Annotated in this window: 7 protein-coding genes; 2 read left to right on the forward strand and 5 right to left on the reverse strand. The window is 34.4% G+C overall.

Features of this window, described 5'->3' with window-relative positions; translation table 11 throughout:
• Nucleotides 1–309: 309 nt before the first annotated feature.
• From E0F91_RS01895 to xerA, 3 genes are all read right to left on the reverse strand, one after another.
• Nucleotides 310–669 carry a hypothetical protein gene (locus E0F91_RS01895; RefSeq protein ID WP_132064682.1) on the reverse strand — a complete coding sequence of 120 codons (360 nt, stop codon included), beginning with the start codon at nucleotides 667–669 and terminating at the stop codon, nucleotides 310–312.
• 150 nt (nucleotides 670–819) lie between these two features.
• Nucleotides 820–1,821 carry an IS30 family transposase gene (locus tag E0F91_RS01900; RefSeq protein WP_207919023.1) on the reverse strand — a complete coding sequence of 334 codons (1,002 nt, stop codon included), beginning with the start codon at nucleotides 1,819–1,821 and terminating at the stop codon, nucleotides 820–822.
• Between the two features lie 170 nt (nucleotides 1,822–1,991).
• Nucleotides 1,992–3,038, reverse strand: coding sequence for a site-specific tyrosine recombinase/integron integrase (gene xerA, locus E0F91_RS01905; protein ID WP_132064683.1), 1,047 nt, complete (start codon nucleotides 3,036–3,038; stop codon nucleotides 1,992–1,994).
• A 1,523-nt stretch (nucleotides 3,039–4,561) separates the two neighbouring features.
• On the opposite strand from xerA, the gene dnaK reads away from it, so the two are divergent.
• Nucleotides 4,562–6,448: a molecular chaperone DnaK gene (gene dnaK / locus E0F91_RS01910; protein WP_132064684.1), complete on the forward strand. Its 1,887-nt coding sequence runs from the start codon at nucleotides 4,562–4,564 to the stop codon at nucleotides 6,446–6,448.
• A gap of 964 nt (nucleotides 6,449–7,412) precedes the next feature.
• Here dnaK and E0F91_RS01915 read toward each other — a convergent pair.
• Entirely contained in the window at nucleotides 7,413–8,309 is an 897-nt protein-coding gene (locus E0F91_RS01915) for a Brp/Blh family beta-carotene 15,15'-dioxygenase (protein ID WP_132064685.1), read from the reverse strand.
• Nucleotides 8,310–8,419: 110 nt separating this feature from the next.
• Between E0F91_RS01915 and E0F91_RS01920 the strand changes: the two genes are divergently transcribed.
• Nucleotides 8,420–9,145 (forward strand): bacteriorhodopsin-like, encoded by a 726-nt coding sequence (locus E0F91_RS01920; protein ID WP_073353058.1) that lies wholly within the window; start codon nucleotides 8,420–8,422, stop codon nucleotides 9,143–9,145.
• A gap of 774 nt (nucleotides 9,146–9,919) precedes the next feature.
• On the opposite strand, the gene E0F91_RS01925 is transcribed toward E0F91_RS01920, so the two are convergent.
• Entirely contained in the window at nucleotides 9,920–12,481 is a 2,562-nt protein-coding gene (locus tag E0F91_RS01925) for a zinc-dependent metalloprotease (RefSeq protein WP_207919024.1), read from the reverse strand.
• Between the last annotated feature and the right edge of the window lie 252 nt (nucleotides 12,482–12,733).

The following is a 12,733-nucleotide window of genomic DNA, read 5'->3' on the forward strand; positions in this document are numbered from 1 at the left end:
TAGCGGTTTTTGACCAGCGTGGCCCGCCTACTTGGTATCTTGGCAGTAGCCAAAGTTCAATTCCCTGTAAAAAATAACTTTATGGGTAAGGGCAGGTGTGCCCAATCCCGAAACTTCGGGAAAGAATATCAGGATAAAATTAGCCTGATTTAAACACCAAAAAAAAAGAGGCTCACTTGCCTCTTGAAATTCCCTCTATTTTTTTAACGATAAGTGCATAGTTCCTGCCAATGTCCGGTTCCGTTCAACCGCGGGTTCATTGTTCGGCTTGCAGCCGCAACGAAACCCTAGCTGTTAGCAGTAGTTTTTTTATTCAGTAGTAAAACCTAAAATATCAAATTTCTTTTTGTTTGAATTATATTTTAATCTCACATTTAATTTTTGGATTCCATTAGTCAATATTAAAACATTTTCGGCTTTAGAATCACCAAAAGGATAATCTAAGTCGCCATTTTGAACTTTTAATTTTAATTCAAGATTTTGTTTTTTAAATTCGATAATTTTTTCCTTTAAGCCTTTTCCAATATGTACAATATTTTCGGTTGAATCTGTTTTTGATAGATCTTTAGTAGTTAGGGCTTTTCCAACATTTAAAATTTCATTTTTAGGTTTTTCATTTCCACAAGAAACAAAAAAGATAAGAATAATAAGGATATAATATTTTTTCACAATTTTGGTAGGCGGTTTCAAGTTTTAATTGCAATTTTTTTCTTTTTGCATTACCGTTTTATTTCCCGAATTTTTTTGGCAAAATTTTGATTTTTTGCCTTTTTAATTCGAGAATAAAACTACGTTATTTTTTAGAATATTTGTCATTTTTTAAATAAAATTTTGGTTTATATACAATCTACTGATTGTGTTAAGAGGCGAGTCATATTCTAAAGTTTTTCTGTGTCTATCGTTTAGTTGATTTTGCACTTCAACAAGTTGTTTTTTTGACACCAAACTGAAGTCAGTTCCTTTTGGAAAATAATCTCTAATTAGTCCATTTGTATTTTCGTTAGTTGGTCTTTCCCAAGGCGAATATGGGTGTGCAAAATAGACTTTTACTTTACTGTTTTTAGTAAATAATTTGTGCTGTGCCATTTCAGTTCCGTTGTCGTAGGTTAAAGATAATTTTAAATGTTTTGGGATGTTTGAAAATGCTTTTTCAAATGCTTTTCTGACCGATGTTGCATCTTTCTTTTTTAAAGGTACAATGATTAAAAATCGAGTTGTTCTTTCAACCAGAGTTCCAATAGCACTTTCATGGTTTTTTCCTATGATTAAGTCGCCTTCCCAGTGTCCTGGTATTTCACGAGTTGTTACTTCTTCAGGTCTTTCATCAATACGAATTGGATCTTTTATTGTTGTTCTTTTATCAGCTCCTCGACGTACATTACCTCTATATTTTCTTTTCTGTCGGAGTTGTGAAATAAGCAGTTTTTCTACTTCACCTTTTGGTTGAATATATACATGATAATATATGCTTTCGTGAGATATTTGCATGGTTAAATCGAATGGATAAAATTGTTTTAAGGCGTTTGAAATTTGTTGTGGCGACCAACGTAATTCTAAATGTGAATATACAAAATTTTTCAGTTTAGGATTGTTATCAATTTTCCGCTTATTGAATCTTTTATCCATAGACTTATTTACAGAGTCAGATAAGGCTTTTAATGCATTATAAGGTTCGTTTTTGAGTCTCTTTCTTTCACGAGAAATAGTACTTGGATGAACAGATAATTCATTAGCAATTTGAATATTTTTTTTGCCTAAAGCAATAAATTTTTCGATACTAAATCTGTCGATTTGATTAAGGTGTTTGAAAACTTTTTCCATGTTACAATTTTAAAGAAATTATCTTAAAAAATTGCATTAGATTCTTGATTCTGCGGTAAAATTACTGCTAACTTGTATATATGCGCTACGCAGTAGCGCTTATCTACCCAAAATTGGGTGTATAGGCGCTACTGCGTAGCGCATTGTTGACAAATATATAAATAATAAATTTAGTACAAATCATCAAATGGGCTTTTTATTTGTTGAATACTTTTTGTACTAACATGAGTGTATATTTCGGTTGTTTTACTACTGTTGTGTCCCAATAATTCTTGTATGTATCTTAAATCAGTTCCGTTTTCCAGCAGATGAGTTGCGTAACTATGGCGCAACCAGTGTAATGTTACAGGTTTTGTTATTTCTGCTTTTTGTAATGCTTGTTTTAGTACTTGTTGCAAGCTGCGACTGTCATAAGCATGACCTTTTTGTTGTCCTTCAAATAAATATTTTTCAGGTTTAAATAAAGTGTAATAGTCACGCAGCAAATGTAAGATCTTAGGACTCAAAGGTACAATTCTGTCTTTCTTGCCTTTGGAGTTTTTGAGCAGTACGATATTTCTTTTGGAGTCGATATGTATAGGTTGCAAAGCCAGTAGTTCACCACAACGCAAACCACAACTGTAAATCAACGAAAGCATCATTTTATGTTTTATATTGCTGTGTGCTTCTAAAATTAATTTCACTTCTTCTTTACTTAATACATTTGGTAATAGTTTAGAACGTTTTGGTCGATGAATTTTTTCAATTTCTATTTTGGTTTCACGAACGGTCTTAAAATATAATTTGATGGCGTTTACGATTTGGTTTTGGTAGGAAGCAGATAAGTTGTTTTTTAGTATGTAGTCATTAGTGTAAATAATTACATCATCATTTGATATTTCTTGGATTGCTTTTTCTCGATAAAAAACCAAAAACGATTTTAATGCCTCGCTGTATGTTCTTATAGTGCTGGGACTATATCTTTTTGAGGATAGCCATTGTGTGAACTTTTCTATCTGTGCTATGCCTTCTAGAGAGGGTACGGTGTGCGATGCTGGTTTTATTTTAAATCGCAATCGGTTATTTTCTGTATCAGGCAAATGCCATGCTACTAGAGATTGGCTCCATCGTGCGCCGTCAATTTGTTTGATTCGGGCAATGAATTCGACATTTTTTTCGAAATAAACGGCTATTCGTTTTTCGTTTTTGTGAGTGAGGAGTTTTGCAGACCAGTTCATATGGAGCGAATTAAAAAACTAAAGATATTGATTTTTAATCTAGTAGCGGGAGCTGCTTAATTATTTACAGTAAATAGATTGAGTTATGGTTGTTTACCATATAAGTTATGTAAGTTTTGTGTTTGGTGTTTTTAATTATTTATCCTAAAAGTCATGTAAGTTTTATATCTATTGATGAGAGTGAGAAAAAATACCATATAAGGTGTTGCGCTTATATGACTTATATGTTTTTAATTGTTTATCCTATAAGTCAGGTAAGTTTTTGTTGTATCGTTTAGGTTTAGAAAGAGGCAGTGAATAGTGTTGCGCTTCTATGGCTTAAATGACTTATATGTTTGAATTATTTAACATATAAGTCATGTAAGTTTTATGCTTATTGATGAGAGTGAGAAAAAAGACCATATAAGGTGTTGCGCTTATATGACTTATATGTTTTTAATTATTTATCCTATAAGTCAGGTAAGTTTTTGTTGTATCGTTTAGGTTTAGAAAGAGGCAGTGAATAGTGTTGCGCTTCTATGGCTTACATGACTTATATGTTTGAATTATTTAACATATAAGTCATGTAAGTTTTATGCTTATTGATGAGAGTGAGAAAAAAGACCATATAAGGTGTTGCGCTTATATGACTTATATGTTTTTAATTATTTATCCTATAAGTCATGTAAGTTTTTGTTGTATCGTTTAGGTTTAGAAAGAGGCAGTGAATAGTGTTGCGCTTCTATGGCTTAAATGACTTATATGTTTGAATTATTTAACATATAAGTCATGTAAGTTTTATGCTTATTGATGAGAGTGAGAAAAAAGACCATATAAGGTGTTGCGCTTGTATGACTTATATGTTTTTAACTGTTTATCCTATAAGTCATGTAAGTTTTTGTTGTATCGTTTAGGTTTAGAAAGAGGTAGTGAATAGTGTTGCGCTTCTATGGCTTACATGACTTATATGTTTTGAGATTTTTATCCTATAAGTCAGGTAAGTTTTAGGTTTATTGATTAGAGTGAGAAAAAAGGCCATAAATAATATGTTATGCTTATATGACTTATATGTTTTGAGATTTTTTATACTATAAGTCATGTAAGTTTTTTGTTGTATCGTTTAGGTTTAGAAAGCGCCATGTACGGTGTTGCGCTTATATGACTTATATGTTTTGAGATTTTTTATCCTATAAGTCAGGTAAGTTTTAGGTTTGTTGTTGTGTGTTGTATGGTGTACTGAAATGCTTTGGTATTTTTTAGCCCTGATGGCAGTGAAAATCCTCTGGCTAGGGATGGCTATTTTTTTTCTGGCTGCAAAGAGCGACCAGCGGAAGCTCCTTTGCCGCCTTGAAAAAAAAGCCACCCCAGGCAGAGATTGCAACGAACAGCAGGATTAGCTCCTAAAATGTCATCTTGTCAGATTTTTTTACGCCAATTTTAACATAAACTGACAATTTAATAGGTGGTTTTGTATTGGCACAAAGATTGACTTATCGACCTCGAGTCATTAAAATGAATATACAATAAAATTAAATATATTAAAAATGGGTAAAATAATCGGAATTGATTTAGGTACGACCAACTCTTGTGTTTCTGTAATGGAAGGTAATGAAGCAGTTGTTATTCCTAATGCAGAAGGAAAAAGAACAACACCATCTATCATCGCTTTTGTTGAAGGTGGGGAAATTAAAGTAGGAGATCCTGCTAAAAGACAAGCGGTAACTAATCCAACTAAGACTATTGCTTCTATCAAACGTTTTATGGGACGTGGTTTTGGTGAAGTTTCGGCTGAAGCAAAAAGAGTTTCATACAGTATTGTAAAAGGGGACAACAATACGCCACGTGTGGATATTGATGGTCGTTTATACTCTGCTCAAGAATTGTCAGCTATGACACTTCAAAAAATGAAAAAAACTGCTGAAGACTATTTAGGTCAAACAGTTACCGAAGCGGTTATTACGGTTCCTGCTTACTTTAATGATGCACAACGTCAGGCTACGAAAGAAGCGGGTGAAATTGCAGGTCTTAAAGTAATGCGTATTATCAACGAGCCTACAGCAGCTGCACTTGCTTATGGTTTAGATAAAAAAGGTAAAGATCAAAAAATTGCTGTTTACGATTTAGGTGGAGGTACATTTGATATTTCTGTTCTTGAATTAGGAGACGGAGTTTTTGAAGTATTGTCTACAAACGGAGATACTCACTTAGGTGGAGATGATTTTGACCATGAAATTATTGACTGGTTAGCTGCTGATTTCTTAACGGAAGAAGGTATTGACTTGCGTTTAGATCCAATGTCTTTGCAACGTTTAAAAGAAGCTGCTGAGAAAGCAAAAATTGAATTGTCTTCTTCTGCGGAAACTGAAATCAACTTACCTTACGTAACGGCAACAGCTTCAGGACCAAAACACTTAGTTAAAAAATTAACTAGAGCACAATTTGAAAAATTAACTGACGCATTAGTAAAACGTTCTATGGCACCAGTGGCTAAAGCGCTTAAAGATGCTAATTTAACAGTTTCTGATATTGACGAAGTGATCCTTGTAGGAGGTTCTACTCGTATGCCAAGAATTGCTGAAGAGGTTGAAAAATTCTTTGGTAAAAAAGCGTCTAAAGGAGTAAACCCTGATGAAGTTGTTGCAATTGGAGCAGCTATTCAAGGTGGAGTTCTTTCTGGAGATGTAAAAGATGTATTGTTACTTGACGTTACACCTTTATCTTTAGGTATCGAAACTATGGGTGGAGTTATGACTACATTAATTGAGTCTAATACGACTATTCCAACTAAAAAATCTCAAGTTTTCTCTACTGCTGCAGATTCTCAACCAACAGTTGAATTGCACGTATTGCAAGGCGCTAGAGCAATGGCTGCTGATAACAAAACGATCGGTCGTTTTAACTTAGACGGTATTCCACCAGCACCAAGAGGGGTTCCACAAATTGAAGTAACGTTTGATATTGATGCTAATGGTATCATCAAAGTTTCGGCAACTGACAAAGGAACTGGTAAATCTCACGATATTCGTATCGAAGCTTCTTCTGGATTAACATCTGAAGAAATCGAAAGAATGAAACAAGATGCTGAAGCTAACGCTGAGTCTGATAAAATCGCAAGATCTAGAGCTGAAAAATTGAACGAAGCAGATGGAATGATTTTCCAAACTGAAACGCAATTGAAAGAACTAGGAGCTAAATTATCTGACGATAACAAAGTGGCAGTAGAATATGCATTGACTGAATTGAGAATGGCACACCAATCTCAAGATATTCCTGCAATTCAAACGGCTCTTGACAACATCAACGCAGCTTGGAAAACAGCTACTGAAGCAATGTATGCTCAAGGTGAACAAGGTCAAGGCGAAGCACAACCTCAAGGGGATGCAGCTCAAGGAGACAATGTTGAAGACGTTGAATTTGAAGAAGTAAAATAGGGCGGAGCGTTAAAAAACAGTTCTGTGAACTGTTTTAGCGAACGAGCCAGCAGGTGCGCTGGACTGTGAATCGCTTATCCCGATTTTTATCGGGATCTAAATAAGAGAAACCGAGTCAGTAATGGCTCGGTTTTTTTGTGTATTTGTTTTTCTAGCGTTGCTTTCTTGAGTACTAACTAAGTGTGAATCGCTTATCCCGATTTTTATCGGGATTTAAATAGGAGAAACCGAGTCAGCAATGGCTCGGTTTTTTTATGCATTTGTTTTTCTAGCGTTGCTTTCTTGAGTACTAACTAAGTGTGAATCGCTTATCCCGATTTTTATCGGGAGCTAAATAAGAGAAACCGAGACAGCGATGGCTCGGTTTTTTTGTGTATTTGTTTTTCTAGCGTTGCTTTCTTGAGCACTAACTAAGTGTGAATCACTTATTCTGATTTTTATCGGGAGCTAAATAGGAGAAACTGAGTCAGCGATGGCTCGGTTTTTTTATGCATTTGTTTTTCTAGCGTTGCTTTCTTGAGTATTAAATAAGTGTGAATCGCTTATCCCGATTTTTATCGGGATCTAAATAGGAGAAACCGAGTCAGTAATGGCTCGGTTTTTTTGTGTATTTGTTTTTCTAGCGTTGCTTTTTTGAGTACTAAATAAGTGTGAAACGCTTATCCCGATTTTTATCGGGATCTAAATAGGAGAAACCGAGTCAGCAATGGCTCGGTTTTTTTGTGTATTTGTTTTTCTAGCGTTGCTTTCTTGAGTACTAACTAAGTGTGAATCGCTTATCCCGATTTTTATCGGGAGCTAAATAAGAGAAACCGAGACAGCGATGGCTCGGTTTTTTTGTGTATTTTTTTTTCTAGCGTTGCTTTCTTGAGTACTAACTAAGTGTGAATCGCTTATCCCGATTTTTATCGGGAGCTAAATAAGAGAAACCGAGTCAGCAATGGCTCGGTTTTTTTGTGCCTTTCTATTTTGTGGTTTGTTTTTTGCCAAACATTCTTGTTATAACCACGGCATGTGGAAAAGTGATGGCGGCCAAAAAAGAGAAAAATAAAGCATTGAATAGCTGCTCTTCTCTAAATATAAAATAAATCAGTGCAATCCCTATAATGGAGATGAGCCAGTAGACTCCTGCAGCCCTACAATAAGCAACAAAGTACGGAATAGTAAAGGAACCATTTAAAAACTTAATTTGGTCGATTATAGAAGGAATACTGTGCCACAAAACAAAGTAGATTGCAAATCCCCATATTAGACTGGAAGATTTAAAAAGGATCGCAAAGAGCAGTAAAAAAAAGAATTCTACTAGTAATTTTTTTCTGATTTTTTCTGATTTCCAATAAAAATAGGCGCTTAAGCCTAGGAAAGCACCAACTGAAACCTGAAGTACTAACCAAAAGTAGGGAAGCGGCACAAGCACATTAGCTATTTTAAAGATGATGTTCTGTACTTGATCGGTGTGAAAATTAAATAACAAGAGCAAAATAACAAATCCGTATAAAAAGTGGAACAGTACTAAGAGCCAAGTTGGAAAGTCTTGTTCTAAATTTTGCCATTGCTGTTCGCCAAAATGATTGGCACTCACAATAATAAAGAGAAGGAGGGCGACTTGCGGGATAATGTAGAACAAAAGTATTCCTGCAAGAACAACCATTACGTAATATCCTAGTATTTTAAATCGCGAATTGGAGTGCTTTGTCGTGTTTGTATTTTTGATTAAAAGCAAATCATTTGCGCCATGCAAAATTCCAAAGGTAAAGATCAAGAGGAAACCGGATAGTATTTGCATTTTTGTGGATAAGAAGGAATCCATCCATAATCCGAAAAAGCTTGCTACTATTGCGATATTTGAATAATTTTTCATCTAATTTAATTATTGTTTAAAATTAAGCAAAAAATAATAAACAAAAATGTTTTTTTATCGTTTAACTTTTCATACATTTGGTTAAACAAAACCATTTAAAATTATTTTTTATGACAAATTTTATGTTTATTTCAGGATTAGTTGGGAAAATGTTACCAACAGATTACGTAGGGTTTACTTTTTTTGTAGGCTGTATGGCTATGATGGCCGCTTCGGCGTTTTTCTTTTTATCCTTAAGTCAATTTGACAAGAAGTGGCGTACTTCAGTATTAGTTTCGGGTTTAATTACCTTTATTGCTGCAGTACATTACTTCTACATGAGAGATTATTGGGCTTCCTTTGGTGAATCGCCTACTTTCTTTCGTTACGTTGACTGGGTACTAACGGTGCCATTAATGTGTTTGGAATTTTACCTTATATTAAAAGTAGCGGGAGCCAAACAATCATTACTATGGAAGATGATTATTTATTCTATTGTAATGTTAGTTACAGGTTACATTGGAGAAGTAATTGCACCAGACAGTGCTGCTTTATGGGGATTCATTTCCGGAGCTGCTTATTTCTTAATCGTGTATGAAATCTGGTTGGGTGAAGCATCAAAATTAGCTACAGCAGCTGGTGGAGAAGTGCTAAAAGCACACAAAATTTTATGTTGGTTCGTACTAGTTGGTTGGTCAATCTATCCATTAGGATATATGATGGGAACAACAGGATGGTACAACTCGTTTATCCCTGCTGGTAACATTGATGTAGTGTACAACATTGCAGATGCTATCAACAAAATTGGATTTGGTTTAGTAATCTATAGTTTAGCAGTTAAGTCTTCTAAAGATTAATACTTTTTTTATATTTATGTTGAGAACCGGACTAGAGATAGTTCGGTTTTTTTTATGGATAAAAGTAATATGCGATTTTTTTATTCATTGCAATTCATAGTAAGTAGTTGGCCTTATTTATTGCCGTACTATAAAAGGAGTGAAATACTATTTAACATAAAAAGTCATGTAAGCATTAAACCTTAAATGACCTTATTATTGCTACAGTAGTCTTACACAAATGAAACTTCAATGACTTATATGGTAAAAAAAAATACGTCATTGCTTTATTCTTAGTACTTAGATTGCTATAATATTTAATAAATAGAGATCTATATGTTTTCAGGTTTAACCTAATTCACTGGTTATTTTACTCCATTACTTAGACTTCCATTATACTCACTTTAAAAATGCAACATATTTTAGACGCTTCCAGCGTGAAAATAGCAAGAATACAGGCGTACCAATTTTAATTGTGTTGAAAACAAATTTTATAGGTGTAAAATAATTATGTATCTGATTAATGAAAGTATAATTCTGTGAATCTGTGGTAATGTAAATTTCCTGTTTCTCTAAATACCCAACGAGTAGTAGTAATAAATAAGGAATTCTTTCACCAAAAGCAGTAATACGATATTACTTACGATACAAAAAAGGCTTTCCACTCTTGTTCGCCTAATTACTATAGCTATAAATCTGCAAATTTGTGATTAGTTTTTGAGAGTTTTGATTAGTGTAAAAAAAAAAGGGAAAATGTAATGATACATTTTCCCTTTTTAATTCTATTTAATTAATTTATTTAGGATCTAAAGCTGCACTAATTCTGGATAGTAAATCGAGTACGTGATATTTACTCATTCGATCATTCATTCGAGAAGAAGCCATTTTTAAATCGTTTTTCAGCGCATTCAATTGGCCTCTTGCAATAGAAGGTAAATCAGTTTGTGCCAAGTTAACTCTTCTAGTATTGAAACCATAAGTCACTCCAACAGGAACAGATCTAACAGTTGCAGTACCTGGTTTAAGCAATTCAATCATTTTGTCTACGTACAATTTTTGTACATTTCTACGGTACATATCGATAGAACTGTTTCCTTTCAACTCAGAGAAAATTCCTTTATTCAAATCAGACATCAATTCATCCACAGAATAATTGTCCTTACTGGCTGTAGAAGTTTCTAAAAGGCGCACCATTCTATCACCAGCCATAAGACTTGATAATGTTGCATCTTGCATTCCTTTGATCGCTTCAACACCACTTTCCGGATTTATTTTCGAAAGTACATTTTGATCCAACAACCATTTTGGGGTAGTGAATAATTGTGTATTCAAGAACGCTACCGCATCTTTTTGGATACTTTTTGGCACCACTTGAAATTGATTTCCAGTCATGTCATAGGTTTTAGGAGAATCATAAATCCCACCTACGTTTTTAGTAACGTGGCCCATATATCGTCTGAATTGTCCTGTAAGTGCACCGTACAATTCCTCTAATTCTGAATAACTTTCGCCATCTTCTTTAGACCATTGCAATAAATTAGGTAGGATTCTTTTCAGGTTTTTAATTCCGTATTCAGATGCTCTCATTGCATTATCACCAATATCCTCTGTTTGGTATCTTGGATCGTAAGGACTTGTTTCAGAACCAAACCACAAACGGTTGTTTTTGTACGCTTCCTTAGTCATTTCGTTCAGCACTGCTTTTTCTTGTGCTTCAGTCTTAGTGTCTTCAAAATAAGAATATCCCCATTTGATAGCCCATTTGTCATAATCTCCAATTCTTGGGAACAAAGCCGTAACACCATCTTCGGGTTGAGCCACGTAGTTAAAACGAGCATAATCCATGATTGACGAAGTGTGACCGTTTTTTTCTTGGTAATCTTTGTCTCTCAGTTTTTCAACTGGAGTGGCAGAACTCGCTCCCATATTATGACGCAATCCTAACGTGTGTCCCACTTCATGAGAAGAAACAAATCGGATTAATTCTCCCATTAATTTATCATCAAATTTCTTAGCTCTTGCCGCAGGGTCAACCGCTGCTGTTTGAATCAAATACCAGTTTCTTAATAAACTCATAATGTTGTGGTACCAACCAATGTGGCTCTCTAAAATTTCACCACTTCTAGGATCGTGAACATTAGGTCCGTAAGCATTTTGAATTTCAGCAGCAAAATATCTCAACACTGAAAAACGGGCATCTTCCAAGCTCATCGTTGGATCATTTTCTGGCCAATATTCACCACGGATTGCATTTTTCCATCCCGCTGCTTCAAAAGCAATTTGCCAATCATCAATACCTTGTTTGATGAATTTTTTCCATTTTTCAGGAGTGGCTGGATCGATGTAGTAAACAATTGGTTTCAAAGGCTCAATCAATTCCCCCATTTTTTGTTTTTGGGCATCTTCAGGAGATTTTGGTTCTAAGCGCCATCTTACAGCAAATACCTTAGTATCTGATTTTTGAGATTCTTCTTCAAACACTCCATATTGGTTGGCAAAATAACCTACACGCGCATCAAACTCTCTTTTACGCATCGGATTTTTTGGCAACAAAATCATAGAAGTATTCATTTCTACAGTAATTACACCTGCGTCTAAAGCCGAAGGCAAATCAACTCCAATTTTTGGTGTTGGCGAAGTATTGATTTTTGGAGGTGTTGTAGTAAAGGTTTTTACACTTCTAATTTCAGTATTGATAGGGAAACTACTTACTTTCGAGATAAACGATCGGTCTTTTTGAAACGCTTGAATGTTTAATAGTTGTTTCTTTATTGGATCCAAAGAAAAAGTTTGCACATCAGCATCAAAAGTGGTAGCTAAGTCGACCACATAACCAGTAATTTTTCCTGCTTCATCTTTTTTATAGGCCAGCACGTCATAATTACCAATGATTGGATCCGAAGTTGAATTCTTAACCGCCTGAGCCATTGGCTTATCTGCATCTGGAGACATAATCACGTAGGTAATAGAACGCAGCAGGATATTGTTATTTAATCCTTTTTCCCAGCGAACCACTTGTCTGTTGATTTCTTCACCACCAAAGATTCCTCCTCCAGCAGGAGTCTTAGAATAACGGGTGATGGTCATCATTTCACTTCCTAAAATAGAATCAGGAATTTCAAAAAGGTATTTGTTGTCAATTTTATGAACATCGATCAAACCTTTTTGGGTAACAGCACTCGAATCAATTACTTTCTTATACGGTTTAGGTTCTTTTTTGGTGTCACTTGCCTTGGTATCTACTTTGACAACGGCATTTTTATCTGCTTTTCTCTTTTTTCGGCTTTGAGCAAACGTCTCTGGAGCGGAAAAAATCAACAGAAATACAATAATTAGGGTTAGGTTTTTTTTAAGCATGTAGTTCTACATAAAATGGTTAAAAATTAGTTTTCAGCATATAAAGAAGAGAATCTTCTATTTATATACCTTTAATCTTCAAATCTATTGATATATTTTGAAAAAAATACAGTTTAAAAATTCAATTTTAAATAATTAACATAAATTAACATAAGTTTAAAATACGGTTTTCAATATTTAAATGATTTTTCTCATAACACAGAAAATTATTTCTGCTTATTTTTGTTCTTTGAGAAATAAATCAAAAGGTGT

Origin of the sequence: Flavobacterium sandaracinum (assembly GCF_004349135.1) — a bacterium.
Taxonomy (GTDB): Bacteria; Bacteroidota; Bacteroidia; order Flavobacteriales; family Flavobacteriaceae; genus Flavobacterium; species Flavobacterium sandaracinum.

Bases quoted from the DNA above. Each gene is read 5' to 3' on its own strand.
- E0F91_RS01900 (WP_207919023.1), bottom strand. From the start codon at position 1,821: ATGGAAAAAGTTTTCAAACACCTTAATCAAATCGACAGATTTAGTATC.
- xerA (WP_132064683.1), bottom strand. From the start codon at position 3,038: ATGAACTGGTCTGCAAAACTCCTCACTCACAAAAACGAAAAACGAATA.
- dnaK (WP_132064684.1), top strand. From the start codon at position 4,562: ATGGGTAAAATAATCGGAATTGATTTAGGTACGACCAACTCTTGTGTT.
- E0F91_RS01915 (WP_132064685.1), bottom strand. From the start codon at position 8,309: ATGAAAAATTATTCAAATATCGCAATAGTAGCAAGCTTTTTCGGATTA.
- E0F91_RS01920 (WP_073353058.1), top strand. From the start codon at position 8,420: ATGACAAATTTTATGTTTATTTCAGGATTAGTTGGGAAAATGTTACCA.
- E0F91_RS01925 (WP_207919024.1), bottom strand. From the start codon at position 12,481: ATGCTTAAAAAAAACCTAACCCTAATTATTGTATTTCTGTTGATTTTT.